Here is a 15,303-nt window from a genome sequence, read left to right as displayed (position 1 = left end):
TTATCTTAAATGTCGCCCAATTGAGGCCTGATCACTATTTCTTCTACTACTGACTGCGGGGAAAGGTTGTAGGCTGACCACACGGCCTCTGCTACATCAGAAGCTTTCATAAATCGCTCTTCCGGAATGTCAACACCCTCCCAGCTTGCCGTGAGGGTGGCTCCCGGCATCACAGAAGTCACCTTGATGCCGTATTCCATCAACTCTTGTCTTAAACACTTGGTAAAACCCAATAGTGCCCACTTTGAAATGGCATAAGTTCCTCCATTGGCATAGGCAGTCAACCCGGCAATGGACCCCATACTGAAAATATGCCCACTTTTTCGCTCCATCATTTCCTGGGTAAACGCCCTGGTTAAATGATACACTGAAAAAAGATTGGTATGCATCATCAACTCAAAATTGCCCTCCGGCTCGTTGTGAATGGACCCAGGCAGAAAAACACCGGCGTTGTTCACCAGCACATCCGGGATGGTTTGGCTTTTTACCCAGTCAGCAAATCTGGCCACTTCCTCCATATTTGAAAAATTGGCTTGCTGATACCTTAACTTAATGCCCGAAAACGTCCCTTCAACCTCCTCCTTAAGCTGCTGAAGCTCGGATTCGTTTCTAGAACAGGTGTAAATATCAAAACCCGCTTCTGCAAATTTAAAAATAATGGCTCTGCCAATGCCTTTGGTACCACCGGTCACCAGTATGCTTTTGGACATTTTGTTGTTGTTTTAACTGTTAGTGTACTAACTATTTGCAGAAGGCAAAGTTATCATTTTTTTGGGAATAAGATCATCCTGATCATGGAGAAAGAAAAAATGACTTAATCTACCCATCCACACTTTTAAAACAACGCCGACACCTGCATTCTTCCCACATGGATAATCCGCCCCAATCCCTCAGAATTTCTGCCTTCATACACCATGTTCAGCTGCAGCCCCTCCCCGATCTTTTGCAGCCAATTGAGATTCCAGATAAAGTTGTTGCCGGGAGTCAGGGCTTGTAGCATTTCATACCCTACGGGCGAGTTTGCCTCCCCATTATAATTGATAAAAGTATAATTGAAATTGGCATTTAGGGTTGTTTTGATGGCCCTTGCAAATCTTACATCCAGCCCCATCTGATGCAGGGAGGCCACCTCCTCAAACTCGATATTTTCGAGATTTCTTTTCCCTGTAAAGGTATAATTGGCAGTCGTACGGAATACCGAAGAGGGCTGAAAGGCCAATTCCGGCCCATACCCATGCTGGGCAATCGTGTAATTGCGGTTATCCAAAAAGTCCGAGGCAGCGGCCCTTTGCCCCCTGTTGGCCATCATCCGCAAATTGACAAGCGAACTCAACTGATAACGTGAATTCAGCCTCAGATCCTGCTGTATCATATCCTCAAATCCCCCAGACAACAATTGCTTAAACTGGCTATTGAACAAGGAAAGGTCAAATCCATATTTGGTCACCGCACGGTTAAAAAACACAGATGACCGGATGGATTGACGGATACTCACCAGGTCTTCATCAGCGATGCCATTGGCCAGGGGAATTACACGGCTGCGGAAATCATTGGCCGTCACTTTCTTGTCCACATTCCAACTTGTGTTATTCGAAAATCTGGAAAGAAACTTCTTGGCCCCAGCGGTTTTTCTCCATGCATCAGGAAATTTGGCGTTTAACCGGTAATTAAAAATTGTGTTATAGGCCTGAATATACTCATCTGTGGGCACAAAGATTTTCACAAAGTTTTTCTCCTCTGGATTGATGGCTATATAAAATTCATTCAATTGTTGAATTCCATCCCCATTATCGTCCCGCCAGGTATGGGTCCCTTCGCCAGGGGGTACTGGCACAAATACAAACTCCCTTCTCAGTTCCCTACCGTTGCCTATCGCATAGCTCAGTTCATTTCGCAGGTTGTGGGCAAAGGCACTACCCAAATAATCCAATCGGCCCATGATAGTGGTTTCCATTGGCAAGTCCCGACTCACATATTCCATCTGCCTATAAGTGAAGGTCCCCTTTAGGTCATGTACCCCAAATTTTCGCTGCAATCCATACTGGGTAGTAAAAGCTTTTGTCTCAGGCAACATTTCTCCCTGAATCGGAAAATAGTCCTCCCTCCAAGAAGCGTCGGCAAAAAAAGAATAGGGCAAAGTGTCATTGCTGCGAATGAAAAACTTATGCTCTTCAAAATTCATGGCTGTGGATACCACGCTGTCACTTTCAATTGCCGAAACCGCATTTTTGTCCACATGGTAACTATAACCCGGAACGAAGATTTTGCTTCTATAGGAAACATCCCCCCGGTACCGGATCCAGTCGGATTGAAACTGCCTGATCTGGCTGTTGAGGTTGAAAAATTCATTCCTCAAAAACACTCTGTTCCCAATCTGCTGATTGAATTGGGCCAAATGCTGGTATCCATTTAGCACCTCACCACGGTTTCGGAGGTTAACCCTATACGATAATAGATTATCCGCATCCTTCACCACCTCAGCCTGAGCAGAAAACAGTTTTTCGGAAGCGGCAAACATCAAATCTTCTTGTTGCAAACTCCAATCCCTGTCAAATTCAATATACCTGACCCTGTCTATAAATGAAAAGTTTACCGAATTGTATTCTACTTCCGCCTGCCCCTTGAACGAATAATCAGGGAGTAACCCCAGCCTTCTATTTTGAGACCTTAGCCCAGACTTAAAGGCATACCCTTTATTCTCATTGTTATCAATTTCCGAAAACAGGTTTTGATCATTGGTAGAAAGGGCAACCTCTGAATAGAATTGCTCATACAAACCCAATTTCACCACGGTACCGGCAGTAACCATTTCCTTTTTGCTTGGGGCAGGCAGCGGCGCTTGAATGGAATAATCCCCCTGCCTCACCCCATTGATCGGCTCCACAAATTCATAAACTACCCCATTGGCCAATTGCTGGCGCCTCACGTAATCCCCATTGCCCCTGCCAACCTGCAGAAAGCTGGGAATAAATCGTGCTTCTTCCGCAGCGGTGCTATAGACATAGATTACCTCCCCATTTTCTCTCATTCGGCGTTCATACATCACTCTGTTTGGATCAAAGGCAGTGCTGTCTACCCTTGGGATTACGGCTTGGTCAATGTTGTTGCCGACAGAGGAAAGCAATTGCTTATCCTGATCTGAAAATTCAAAAAACAAGGGGCGGTTTCGGTTATCCTCCTCTTTGTAATAGTTGAGGTAGAACATCACATGTTTGTTTTCCTGAGTATGGTTGGCTGACAAAATGGAGCGCTGAAAATTCCGCTCCGCATATTCAAAATCTATCCTTATCCGGGAGTATTGCGTGATGAGGACATTGGTGGTAAAAGTTATTTCTCCTTGGTTGTAATCAATCACATAATCGTAGTTGAAACCTCGTTTCAATTGCCTTCCATCCAAAAAAACCTTTTCAGAATTGGCCATGATGATGACAAAGCGTTCATTTTGGGGTCCTCGAATCCTATAAGGGCCAAGCACACCCTCCAAGATGGGGATTTCGCTTGAGGCAAATTTCCCTTTTGCAATGGAAGCAGCTACCTGGGTGGATGCTTTCCAATTTTCGCCCACGTCATAGCCGGTTGTAAACTGTAACCCTTGCACGTTCTTGTAATACCTCAAAAAATCTGAGGGCCTGTTCTGCAGCATCACATCTCCAGCTGAAAGGCTCATTTTATCATTATACAACTCAATCAACACATTGTCGAAATCCTGTAGCTGCTGGGTATTGCCTTCGGGCTGGAAGGGCACATTTTGGTCGGTAATGCTGGCCCTGACATACAGATTGTCGGCAAGCTGGCCGTCCATCTGAAGATTGAGGGCACTGTTTACAAATACGTTTTGCGTGTTGCCAAATGAAATACCACGGGTAAGGTTTCCTGACTTTTGAAGGTTGGACGTTGGGAAAATCTCCTCTCGGAAGTCAAACACCTCGGAGGCCTTTATCCTATTGTCTTTAAATAAGGCAGCTGAATCATAATGTTCAGCCAGTGTCCTATGGGCAAATTTTTTCCCCAAATCAAAGGGAAGGGTTTGATAGCAGACCTGCAAGGAGTCTAGGCCACGAAGAGATTCAACCTTAAGAATCCCCGTAGTTAGATTATAAGAATGGGCAAATTGGGCGGAATCGGCATGTTGAAAAGCGATACTTTCGGGCACCACCGTGAGGGAGTCCAAACGCACCCCTATCAGCAGGTCGTCTTTACCCAACCAACGGCAGGAATTGTCCTGAGCTGTCGCCGAAAAAACTACCAAAAGCAGAAGCGCACACCCTTTAAAAAAATGCCTTGCCCAAATCATATTACTACACTAACTCACCGCTAATGTAGTAATTTCATGGATATTTTAGGGAATGATAGGTAAAAAGAAGTTCCTTCTCCCAATTTTGTTTCAAACCAAATTTTTCCACCTGCTGTCTCCACTCCTCTTCGGGCGATGGCCAGGCCGAGTCCAGAGCCCTCTGATTTGGTACTGAAGTTAGGAACAAATATTTTATCCTTGAGCTCTTCGGGTATTCCTTTACCATTATCCCTGATTTCCAGCTTCACATAGCTGTTTTTGGAAGTCAAGTGCACAAAGATTTCTGGCACCCTATCATCTGGTACGGCTTGCATACCATTTATGATCAGGTTGGAAATAATACGGCTGAAGAGTTTTTCATCCCCAATAATGGATATGATCTTTTCAACGGTGTCATCCTGGAAGCAGACCTTGCCTTTCTCATTATTTTTGAATAACTCCACCGCCTCGTGAACCACAAACTTAAAGTCGATCGGCTCACTCTGAGGCAAAGGCATTTTGGCAAATGTACTGAAGGAAGTAGCAATATCGCTCAAAGTATCTACCTGAAGGATCAAACTTTCCACAGGCCGCACGATCTGGGCTGTATCTTCTATCTGTCCTGCAGCTTGCAGCCTTAGCATATGCTGAAGCGTTAGCTTCATCGGAGTTAGCGGATTTTTAATCTCATGCGCCACTTGCTTGGCCATTTCTCTCCAAGCGGATTCTTTTTCCGTGCTTGCCAGGATCTTCTTACTGGATTCCAGCTTGTATAGCATGTTGTTATATTCATTGACCAACAAGCCAATCTCATCCTTACCGGGCCAGTACATAGGCTCGTTACTTTCCAAATTTGTCGCCTTCAATTTTTCCGTCAACAAACGGAATGGAAAGATCAACTGCTTGGACACGAAGAATGACACCACGAGGAATATAACGAAAATGACTACAAAAATATTCAAGATGTTACTGAACACATCAGCAATCACCATGTTCAATTCACTCTCCGATTCAAAGAACGGTATGGAGATAATACCCAGAATCCTTTGCCTTTCATTGTCCCTTAACGCCAAATAAACGGTCTTATAATTCAGATTCCCCACCTGTTCATCCAAGATGAGGCGGTTATTCTGGGTTTCCAAAATCTCCCCTACTGCCAATGGGTGCAGGTAGTCGGTCAATACTTTTTTCTCGAAAATGCTGGGCTGGTTGGTTGCCATCAATCGCCCATTGGGCATGTAGACATTTATATCTGTCCCAGTTGTTCCAGCAAGTCGATGCACTTCTTCCAGGAATTGCTCCCTATCCATCGCCCCTTTGGTTTGCTCCTCCAGGTAAGAGGCCAGGTTATTGCGGATGATGGTCGCCTTGTTGAAGTATTGACGGTGCAGGTCATCCGTATAGCTATTGGTCAAAAGCCCAATCGAAATGATACTGATGATCAACATCGGGAAGAAGAAGGCAAAGTTGATGTAAAACTGCAACTGGGTGGTATAGTTGAATTGCAGACGGCCAAAACCCTGGAACAAGGAGTACACCAAGATACAGATCAGCGTAAAAAGCAAATAGGCAACAAAGAACAGCGACACATCGGCCAGTACATAATTGGACGGGTATATAGGTGAGGTCACAATTATGGTCTTGGTGGGCCCTTTTACCCCAAAATGATGGTGGTTGTTTTTATACACTCCAGTGGTGTACAGAGCCGGATTTTCAATCAAGTTCTCGTTCTCGGGATTTCTGTAATTATAGATCCCCACACTCATTTTGAAAATCCCGTCCTCAAAGACCGCATAATCATACTTTTCCGCATAGAGATTGTTGGCATATTCCCGGTCAAGCAGTAGTTTGGGGAATACACTCGAGGGCTGTACACTCTTCTGAACCAGTTCCAGCAAGATGGTCCCCAAAAACTGGTCATCACTGTAAAGGCTGACAAAAGAATAAAACCTGTTGCTGCCCGTTTCTGCCGTATTTCTGATAAAGTACAGATTCCTAAACGGTGTGGCATAATCACTCTTCATATGCTGGAAGCGGTAATCCTCCAAGGTTTCCTCCGTTTCCCTTTGGGAAATCAGTTCGCCGCGGGTGTTGAATATTTTGACCGTGAGATCATATTGGTCGAAATAATTGCTCATGAACACCCGACGAATCTTTTGCTCTATGGGATCTTTAGACTGCAGAGGATCGCTCATCCTGGATTTGATGAAGTAATCCTCCTCAATGTTATTCATGGCCTCAGAAAGCAGGAATTCAGCCATGATGTCGTTTTCAACCATCAGCTGGTTGGCATATTTGATCTTGGACTGTATTTCCTTTTTACGATTATCTTGGTATGCTCCCGCTCCGGTAATGATGGCACCTATAAGGCATCCATAGAAAAAGGTCAGGAATGTATTGAAATCCAGTTTGAAAACATTTTTGTGAAGCTCAAAGGTGATGATGGACACCAATAATATGACATGGGCCAGGTAAACCACCAGAAGCGTCAGGTTATCGTACCCTAAGTAAGCCACAATTGGTACAGAAAATATCATCAGATGCGTGAGTACAGACCTTCGGCTGGTTTTGTTTTTATACAATACCATCGTAATCGCTATCAGGGTAAAAAGCAAGTATGCCGCACCACCCAAAAAGATGATGAACAGGCTAATGCCCTGAAAATAGGTAAAGGTTGGCACGGTAAGTATGTTGAGCTCCCATTGGGAATTATTCACAATATTGGTGAATAACCTAAAAAACAGCATCAACAAGATAGTGGACAATAAGAAGCTCACATAGTGGAAAAACCACTCTTTATACTGCCGCTTGAATTTGAAAAACTGGACAAGATAGACCTTCCGGCTCAGCATGGCAATCATCAGGAAGAGCAATATGGCCCCTGTCAGCACATTCAGCAACAAGTCTCCCAAGCTGGGGTTAATCAGGGAAGAGGCATATTTAGATGGGTTGAAAAGTTGCGTATCAAAGTATTCCTGGGGGAAATGAAAGAATATCATTATCGCCCGGATACTGATCAAAATAATAGCTGAATAGATGATAGCCAGGCTTTGTTTCCCTTTTTTCCATAAAGTCCTCACAAAATCACTCCCTAGAATGATCACCAAGCCCATAATAGAAAAGAAAAATACCAGAACTACTGTTCCCGTCTGATAGCTCACATGCTGGTAGCCGGTTCTGAAAAGTATGGAGTAATAATACTCACCATTATCCTTATAGAGATCCTGATAGCCCTCTTTTGGAGTTGAGGAAAGAATAAACCGGTCATTCCCGAAGACATCAGGGTTTTCACCTTTGTCCAGGTATTCATTATTGATATCTATTTTATCATATAGTGTGTATACCTGCACCATCCAAAACAATTGCCCGAGACGGTTGATTTTTCTGAGCTTAATAAAATAAATGCCTTTTTGATTTTCGTATAGCTGATATTTTCGTGTCAGGTCCAACCCATCAAACTCAGGGATCATGGTGATAGAAGACCAATAGAGGAGCCCTCCGTTTACAGTAAATAAGTAAAAGGGGTGTTTTGTGGGAATATTAAGTGTCCTGAAAGAAACCTGCTTATCAGGACGGTTATTCATCAACAGGGTAATATAGTCATCGTCGAATTCGTCAACCACCTTATTCATTTGGGCGTTGACGAAAGCGGCCTGCTCCTCGTCTGTCTTGTCCGTAGTAGTAAAAAAATTTACTCCCAGTAATACAGCCAGGGAGGCGATGGCTATAAATAAGATTAAACGTCTTTTCTTTAGCATATTTTCGCTAAAAGTAAAAAAGCAAAGTTGATTTTCAAACTTTGCTTTTCAATTTTATCTAGGAATGTTAAAATTTCGAGGTTTGTAGCTTCCTCTTTTTTGAATTTTTATACCAAAAATACCCAATAACCATTGCCAATATATAGGGGGCGGCAAACAGGTACATGATCCCATAATTCAGGCCAGCGCCCACTGAAGTCTCCCCTGAGCTCACGTTGTTTTCTACCGTGGCCCTACACATGGCACACTGGGCAAAGGCAATGTTGGCTTTTGCCACCAAGAGAAAGATGACGCCTGTAAGTATGGATATTTTTTTTGTGATTTTTGCTAACATGGCAACTTTTGGTCAATCAGTATCAAAACGCTGAAATTCTAAAATTAGTTTATCCCCCGTAGTACGGGCTGATCATCAGATACACCACCACCCCGCTAATAGTGACATACAGCCAGATGGGATAGGCGTACCTCACCACCTTCTTATGTCTCACGTATTTGCCGGCCATACCGAAATAGTAAGCCAGCAAAATCGGGAAAAGGGCAATCGCCGCCAAAAGGATATGGGTAATCAATATTACATAATATATTGTCCTAATCACACCCTCTCCGCCAAACGTGGTACTGGGGGCACTAGCGTGGTAGACTACATAAGACACCAGGAACACCGCACCCAATCCAAAGGCTGTGGTCATGGAAGCTTTGTGGGCTGGAATATTGTTTTGCCTGATGAAATATAAGCCCACCAGCAACGCCACTGTAGCAGCACTGTTGATCACCGCATTGAGGTGAGGAAGAAAATAGACCCAGTCCTGGGCCAGATCCAGCTTGGCCGGCATGAACAACAGGATGGCTACCACGATGGGAACCGCTATAGATATGGCAACAATCCAGCCGTACACTTTCTTTTCCCCGGCTGGAGATGTAATATTATTTGCTTCCATTTAATAAAATCTTGGTTTCTAAAATCAATTCATCCACTTGCTCTCGTGTGGTACCGCTGTAGTACCCGCGGATCCTGCCTTCCCCATCTATCAGCACAAACTTATCGCTGTGAACAAAGTCATCAGGCTCGCCCATCCCATCAATGGTGGGCAAGATAAAACCACACTTTGCCAGATCATACACTTGGTCTTTATCGCCGTGAAGAAAATGCCATTTGCCTGGTTTTGCCAAATGCCTCTCTGCATATTCAGCCAAAACCTCAGGCTGATCATACTCAGGGTCAATGCTGATGGAATAGATTTGGACATCATCATTATCTCTAAAAGCATCCTGCACCCTTTCCATTTCATTGCTCATCGCAGGACATATGCTGGGACAGCTGGTGAAAAAGAAATCCACGATGGTAACCTTATCCTTCATATCCTCTCTGCCTATGGCTTCTCCCAAGTGCGAAGTAAAGGTGAATTCTGGAATGTAATGCTGCTCATCAGAAACTGGGCACTCTGCATAAGCATTATCTACCCCATTTTCATAATATACTGGGATTTCATAGTTGTTGGTACCAAAGGTCCTGAGAAATACGATGATCAACACCGGTATCATCAGGATGCACATTAATACCATGAATTGTAAGACGCGAACTGGTTTCATTTTAATCCTGCACTTCTATTGTTTACTCTTTAACAAAAAAGAAGGTTGAAGATTCCCCTCCAACCTAACTTTTGTAAATCTCTATAGCAAATGGACGCTTACCATCTTAGCAAGAAGATGTCAGTTCCTTCTCTCAAAAGAGCGATCACCAACCAGATCAAAAAGATCAGTGGCAACATGATTGACCAAACCAAAACTTTAGCTTCATCCCTAAGGTGCATAAACTCCATCATGATATAACCGGCTTTCACCAAAGTAAGGCCGATGAAAATAGAATAAAGCAATATGCCTCTTTCCATGTTGAAGGCAAAAACGTATTCAATCAAAGTTACGATCAATAGGATGGCCGCAATCTTCCAGATTTTTTTGATCTTCTCCGCATTACGTGGAGCTACTTCCAAAGTGCTTTTGTTATCTTGAATATCCATAGTCTTCTAAAATTTTAAGGTTAGATAAGGTAAAAGAAGGTAAATACGAATACCCATACCAAATCAACAAAGTGCCAATACAATCCAATTTTTTCTACCATTTCATAATGGCCTCTTCTTTCGTATACCCCTACAGCAGCCTGATAAAAGGCAAGGAACAACAAGAAAACACCAATGGTCACGTGGAATCCGTGGAATCCGGTGATGAAGAAAAACAGTTGGGCAAAAGCTGCCGGGCCATATTCGTTCACACTTAGGTTTGCTCCATAAACGGTTTCGGTGATCATATTACCAAAGTTACCGATGAAAGTGATGGTGGCTCCACCGTCAGTTCCATGGATGAAGTGACCCCACTCCCAAGCCTGACAGCCAAGGAAGGTAACACCACCTACAATTGTCCAAAGCAACCACTTGGTAACATCTTTCCTGTCATTTCTATGTCCAGCTTCCACTGCCAATACCATAGTCACGGAACTCATGATAAGGATAAAGGTCATCAAACCAACAAACACCAACGGGGCGTGGATGCCGTGTACAAATGGAATAGCGTCAAACACCATTTCCGGTACTGGCCAATATTCATTTGATCCTACGAAGGAATCAGCTGGTCCCGCATAGGGAGGGTAACTTACCCTGATTGCTCCATAAGCTACCAAGAATGCAGCAAAAGTAAAAATATCAGAAAGCAGGAAAAACCACATCATCAGTTTCCCGTAACTTGCTTTAAGTGGCTCGTTTCCACCACCCCAAATTCCTCTCTTGGAACTCAAATTAATCGATGTTGTCGCTGTAGACATAAATTTTAAAATTAACTAAAATTATATTTTAATGATTCAATAACAAGAACATGAACAAGTAAATCCATAGGCCTCCAAGAAAATGCCAATAAGTGGCGCACATCTCCATTCGTGTCATGCTTTTGGAGTGGATTTTATATTTAAAGGACGAAATTAACACAATAATCAGAAATATCACACCACTAATCAAGTGTAATGCATGCAGACCTGTAAAAACATACAGAAATGATCCGGCAGGATTTCCGACAAAGTAGACATCCCTATCCACAAGTGCCACCCAGCTATACCATTGGCCGACCAAAAACGCCACTCCGAGAATGGAGGTCAACACCATCCCAAGTTTAAGAATTTTCATATCGTCCCTTTGAGCAGCAGTGTATGCCCAATGCATGGTGCCACTACTCAATACAATGATCGCTGAAGTCCAATAAAACACAGATGGCAGGTTAAACTCCAACCAATTTCCTTCTGCCTGACGCACTATATAAGCACTAGTCAATGCAGCAAACACCATCACAGTACTCACGATGAACAACCACAATGCAAACTTTTTGGGATGCATGGATATGGGTTGTTCAGCCCCCTCAATATATTCTAATCTCTCTTCCATTATGGTATTTTATCAAGCATATAAGCAATCTGAACTATCGGCAGATAAAGAAAAGAACCAAACATGATCTTTAGGGCCGACTTTCTAGAACAATCCTTCATCAGAGAAAAGGTTTGCGCCAAAAACAAAGCGCCGCAGATAGTGGCTACAATTCCGGAATTTAAACCCGTCAAGCCAAAGTAGGTAGGCAACAAGCCCAATGGCAACAAGAACAGGGTGTAAATCATAATCTGAATAGCTGTGTTCAAATCCTTTTTCCCTCCACTAGGCAACAATTTGAATCCGGCCTTTTTATAGTCCTCATCACTTACCCAAGCAATCGCCCAAAAGTGGGGAAACTGCCAGATAAACTGAATTCCGAAAAGAATCATGGCTTCATAACCTATCGTCCCGGTAGCAGCAGTCCAGCCCAACAGTGGTGGCATAGCTCCAGGCAGGGCTCCCACGAATACGGCTATCGGTCCGACTCTTTTCAAAGGAGTATAAACCAACACGTATAAAATCATGCTAAGCACACCCAAGCCGGTGGTCAATGGGTTGGTATAAACCCAAAGAATGCAAATGCCCAAGATGCCAATAATGCTGGAAAACCAGATGGCTTCCTGCAAGGAAATGCTATTGAGGGGAAGTGGTCTATTTTGGGTTCTTTTCATCAGCTTGTCATAATCCCTTTCGAGGATTTCGTTGAAGGCACCGGAGGCACCGCTGATTAGGAATCCTCCCAAGACCAACGCAAAGAAGGCGGACCAGGAGAAAATTGAACCTTTATCGCCTAGGAAGAACCCAAAGCCGGCAGAAAATGTGACTACTGCCGATAGTCTGAATTTGATTAGATCGTAATAAGCCTTGCTTCTAGATGTAATTAAATCTAAAAGCAGGTTTTCACTAAGATTTACTGTTCTCATGAATTAACGCTTTCTACTATTTTCTTTTGATCATTTAATAAGAGAAGAATCACAAACTGCAGCCCCACTATCAAGGAGCCTAGCAACAAATGGAAAGGCTGCAAAAATGCAGGTATTCCAAAATATGCCAATCCCACACCTGTGATAATCACGAATAGAATGAGCAAAATTAATATTTGGGACCATTTAAAGATACTTGCAGACCTTACAGAATACTTGTAAACCTTATAAATGAATACCAAATGAATTCCCAACAACACCAGAGAAAAGGACCGATGGATCAGGAAATTGATTCCTAGGTGTTCAACCCACTCAGATCTGAACAGGTTCCCAAACCTAAAGGCTATAGCATCTATTTCCTCCCTCACCTGCGTACCCAATACGATTTGGATAATCATCAGGATAAAGCCAACCCCAAGCAGGTAAAACAGCCTGTTGGGCTTTTCGGTCTTAAACACTATCGGATAAGCCAGTCGGTAAGCCCTGTAATGTATATACAGCAGCAAACAGACAATCACCAAGGCCAATACCATGTGAAGTGAAATCATCCACTCCAACAGATTAGTCGACACCACTATCGAACCTATCCAGCCTTGGAAGATAACCAGAAGCAAGTTGGCAAAGGATAGTATCGGCAAGGCCTTATCCGTGCCCCATAGCGGAAGAGAATATAGGAAGGTGGCAATTACCAATAATCCAATTATTGCCCCAATCAACCTGTTTACATATTCGATCCAGGTTTTGGTAGCATTAAATTCTTCCTCGATAAGGATTGATTTGTCATTTTTAATCTCTTCGGCTTTTCTATCAAAGCCTAATGAGGTAAGCATGGCGACAAATCTTTCGTTTTTGTCAAGCCGCTTTTGAAGGTAGATGTCCTGATAATTTTTTGGGAGCTGATCCACACTTGTGGGTGGAACCCAGCTCCCAAAACATTTCGGCCAATCGGGGCAGCCCATACCGGATCCGGTACTTCTGACAACCCCTCCTACCAATATTAGGAAATAAACAGCTATCACAGATATCAGGGATATCTTGCGAAAGCTGCTTATCTTTTTATTTGTTTGATTCATTAGCTACCAACACTTGGCCTTCTTCTGCCATGATTTGCTTCTCAAGCTTCACTAGCTCCTCCTCGTGAGGAAGGTTAGACTCAGGAGTGGCAGACAATGGAACAGTCTGAGGAATGAAGTCCGCTGCAGAGCCTGGCTTAGAGTAATCGTATGGCCATCTGTAAACAGAAGGGATCTCACCTGGCCAGTTACCGTGACCTGGGTTGATTGGCGTAGTCCACTCAAGCGTATTGGATCTCCAAGGATTGTGAGGTGCTTTTCTTCCCTTGTACATGCTGTAGAAGAAGTTGAACAAGAAGATGAACTGAGCAGCAAATGTTACAATAGCTGCTATGGACACAAACATGTTCAAGTCAGTATACATGTTGGCGAAGTCGAAGTTAGTCCAAGAGTAATATCTTCTAGGGAAACCTGCGATACCGATGTAGTGCATTGGGAAGAATACCATGTAAACTCCGATGAAAGTCAACCAGAAGTGGATGTAACCCAATTTGCTGTCCATCATTCTACCAAACATCTTAGGGAACCAGTGGTAAACACCCGCCATAAGACCGAAGAAAGATGCAGAACCCATTACCAAGTGGAAGTGAGCTACTACGAAGTAAGTATCGTGAAGTTGGATATCAATAGCGGAGTTACCAAGGAAAATACCTGTCAAACCACCAGAGATAAAGAAGGATACTAGACCGATTGAGAAAAGCATCGCAGGAGTAAAGATCAAGTTTCCTCTCCAAAGCGTAGTAAGGTAGTTAAATACCTTTACTGCCGATGGTACCGCAATGATCAAGGTCAAGAACATGAATACAGATCCAAGGAAAGGATTCATACCTGACACGAACATGTGGTGAGCCCATACTACGAAAGATAGGATGGTGATACCCAACATGGAAATAATCATGGCTTTGTAACCGAAGATTGGTTTTCTGGAGTTGGTAGCAATTACCTCAGAAGTGATACCCAATGCTGGAAGCAATACGATATAAACCTCAGGGTGACCAAGGAACCAGAATAAGTGTTGGTAAAGAACCGGGCTACCACCTGTGTGAGGAAGCGCCTCACCACCGATGTAGATATCAGCCAGGTAGAATGAAGTACCGAAACTTCTATCAAATACTAGCAATAAAGCAGCTGCAAACAATACTGGGAAAGAAAGCAAGCCGATAACTGCAGTAAGGAAGAATGACCAGATTGTCAAAGGAAGTCTGGCAAAAGTCATCCCCTTTGTTCTCATGTTGATGATAGTAGTGATATAGTTGATACCACCCAATAGCGTCGAGGCAATAAAGAATACCATTGCGATCAACCAAAGGGTCATACCCATACCAGAACCTGGGATAGCCTGCTCAAGAGCTGACAAAGGCGGGTAAACTACCCAACCACCACCGGCGGGACCTTTCTCCAAGAAAAGAGAAGCAAACATGATCAAACCAGATACAAAGAAGAACCAGTAAGAAAGCATGTTCATGAAGCCTGACGCCATATCACGGGCACCAATCTGCAATGGAATCAAGAAATTGGAGAAAGTACCACTAAGACCTGCGGTCAATACGAAGAATACCATGATGGTACCGTGCATCGTCACAAGAGCTAAGTAGAAATTTTGATCCAATTCACCAGTTTCAGTAATCCATCCACCTAGGATAGGTCTAAGGAAAGACATATCCATTTCGGGGAAGCCTAGCTGAAGTCTAAACAAGATAGAAAGGAAACCTCCAATTAAAGCCCAAAAGATACCGGTCACCAAAAATTGCTTCCCGATCATCTTATGGTCAGTACTAAAGATATACTTCGTTATGAAGTTATCATGGTGATCGTCATGAACTTCATGAGCGTGGTCACCGTGAGTTGCTGTATTAACTACTGCCATAA

The 15,303-nt window shown here is 43.4% G+C and carries 12 protein-coding genes; all 12 read right to left on the bottom strand.

Annotated elements, in window-relative coordinates; all coding sequences use genetic code 11:
• Positions 1 to 5 precede the first annotated feature (5 nt).
• Positions 6 to 710, bottom strand: a complete 705-nt coding sequence (locus KIH41_RS07800) for an SDR family oxidoreductase (protein ID WP_214162064.1) — start codon at positions 708 to 710, stop codon at positions 6 to 8.
• 125 nt (positions 711 to 835) lie between these two features.
• A complete protein-coding gene (locus tag KIH41_RS07795; protein WP_214162063.1) occupies positions 836 to 4,294 on the bottom strand; it encodes a hypothetical protein in 3,459 nt (1,152 codons plus the stop codon).
• A gap of 20 nt (positions 4,295 to 4,314) precedes the next feature.
• Positions 4,315 to 8,031: a sensor histidine kinase gene (locus tag KIH41_RS07790; RefSeq protein WP_214162062.1), complete on the bottom strand. Its 3,717-nt coding sequence runs from the start codon at positions 8,029 to 8,031 to the stop codon at positions 4,315 to 4,317.
• Between the two features lie 67 nt (positions 8,032 to 8,098).
• Positions 8,099 to 8,365 carry a hypothetical protein gene (locus KIH41_RS07785; RefSeq protein ID WP_246535248.1) on the bottom strand — a complete coding sequence of 89 codons (267 nt, stop codon included), beginning with the start codon at positions 8,363 to 8,365 and terminating at the stop codon, positions 8,099 to 8,101.
• 49 nt (positions 8,366 to 8,414) lie between these two features.
• Positions 8,415 to 8,969 (bottom strand): DUF420 domain-containing protein, encoded by a 555-nt coding sequence (locus KIH41_RS07780; protein WP_214162061.1) that lies wholly within the window; start codon positions 8,967 to 8,969, stop codon positions 8,415 to 8,417.
• Complete coding sequence (locus KIH41_RS07775; RefSeq protein ID WP_213943541.1) at positions 8,956 to 9,621, bottom strand: SCO family protein; 666 nt, start codon at positions 9,619 to 9,621, stop codon at positions 8,956 to 8,958. Before KIH41_RS07775 ends, KIH41_RS07780 begins: the two co-directional genes overlap by 14 nt.
• Positions 9,622 to 9,719: 98 nt before the next feature.
• On the bottom strand, positions 9,720 to 10,049 hold the full coding sequence (locus KIH41_RS07770) for a cytochrome C oxidase subunit IV family protein (protein WP_213943540.1): 330 nt from the start codon (positions 10,047 to 10,049) through the stop codon (positions 9,720 to 9,722).
• Positions 10,050 to 10,069: 20 nt separating this feature from the next.
• Positions 10,070 to 10,846 (bottom strand): cytochrome c oxidase subunit 3, encoded by a 777-nt coding sequence (locus tag KIH41_RS07765; protein ID WP_213943539.1) that lies wholly within the window; start codon positions 10,844 to 10,846, stop codon positions 10,070 to 10,072.
• A gap of 28 nt (positions 10,847 to 10,874) precedes the next feature.
• Positions 10,875 to 11,456: a cytochrome c oxidase subunit 3 gene (locus KIH41_RS07760; RefSeq protein WP_213943538.1), complete on the bottom strand. Its 582-nt coding sequence runs from the start codon at positions 11,454 to 11,456 to the stop codon at positions 10,875 to 10,877.
• On the bottom strand, positions 11,456 to 12,361 hold the full coding sequence (gene cyoE, locus KIH41_RS07755) for a heme o synthase (RefSeq protein ID WP_213943537.1): 906 nt from the start codon (positions 12,359 to 12,361) through the stop codon (positions 11,456 to 11,458). The genes KIH41_RS07760 and cyoE overlap by 1 nt, the downstream gene beginning before the upstream one ends.
• The gene (locus KIH41_RS07750) at positions 12,358 to 13,434 is read right to left on the bottom strand and encodes a COX15/CtaA family protein (RefSeq protein WP_213943536.1); all 1,077 of its coding nucleotides are present in this window, start codon (positions 13,432 to 13,434) and stop codon (positions 12,358 to 12,360) included. The genes cyoE and KIH41_RS07750 overlap by 4 nt, the downstream gene beginning before the upstream one ends.
• Positions 13,418 to 15,301, bottom strand: a complete 1,884-nt coding sequence (locus tag KIH41_RS07745; protein WP_213943535.1) for a cytochrome c oxidase subunit I — start codon at positions 15,299 to 15,301, stop codon at positions 13,418 to 13,420. Before KIH41_RS07745 ends, KIH41_RS07750 begins: the two co-directional genes overlap by 17 nt.
• Between the last annotated feature and the right edge of the window lie 2 nt (positions 15,302 to 15,303).

This window comes from Litoribacter ruber, assembly GCF_018500185.1.
In the GTDB taxonomy this organism is placed as follows: domain Bacteria; phylum Bacteroidota; class Bacteroidia; order Cytophagales; family Cyclobacteriaceae; genus Litoribacter; species Litoribacter ruber.
This window is presented reverse-complemented; position numbering and strand designations above follow the sequence as displayed.

What these genes read in the sequence shown, in the direction of transcription:
- KIH41_RS07800 (WP_214162064.1), bottom strand. Translation starts at nt 710, where the DNA reads ATGTCCAAAAGCATACTGGTGACCGGTGGTACCAAAGGCATTGGCAGA.
- KIH41_RS07795 (WP_214162063.1), bottom strand. Translation starts at nt 4,294, where the DNA reads ATGATTTGGGCAAGGCATTTTTTTAAAGGGTGTGCGCTTCTGCTTTTG.
- KIH41_RS07790 (WP_214162062.1), bottom strand. Translation starts at nt 8,031, where the DNA reads ATGCTAAAGAAAAGACGTTTAATCTTATTTATAGCCATCGCCTCCCTG.
- KIH41_RS07785 (WP_246535248.1), bottom strand. Translation starts at nt 8,365, where the DNA reads ATGTTAGCAAAAATCACAAAAAAAATATCCATACTTACAGGCGTCATC.
- KIH41_RS07780 (WP_214162061.1), bottom strand. Translation starts at nt 8,969, where the DNA reads ATGGAAGCAAATAATATTACATCTCCAGCCGGGGAAAAGAAAGTGTAC.
- KIH41_RS07775 (WP_213943541.1), bottom strand. Translation starts at nt 9,621, where the DNA reads ATGAAACCAGTTCGCGTCTTACAATTCATGGTATTAATGTGCATCCTG.
- KIH41_RS07770 (WP_213943540.1), bottom strand. Translation starts at nt 10,049, where the DNA reads ATGGATATTCAAGATAACAAAAGCACTTTGGAAGTAGCTCCACGTAAT.
- KIH41_RS07765 (WP_213943539.1), bottom strand. Translation starts at nt 10,846, where the DNA reads ATGTCTACAGCGACAACATCGATTAATTTGAGTTCCAAGAGAGGAATT.
- KIH41_RS07760 (WP_213943538.1), bottom strand. Translation starts at nt 11,456, where the DNA reads ATGGAAGAGAGATTAGAATATATTGAGGGGGCTGAACAACCCATATCC.
- cyoE (WP_213943537.1), bottom strand. Translation starts at nt 12,361, where the DNA reads ATGAGAACAGTAAATCTTAGTGAAAACCTGCTTTTAGATTTAATTACA.
- KIH41_RS07750 (WP_213943536.1), bottom strand. Translation starts at nt 13,434, where the DNA reads ATGAATCAAACAAATAAAAAGATAAGCAGCTTTCGCAAGATATCCCTG.
- KIH41_RS07745 (WP_213943535.1), bottom strand. Translation starts at nt 15,301, where the DNA reads ATGGCAGTAGTTAATACAGCAACTCACGGTGACCACGCTCATGAAGTT.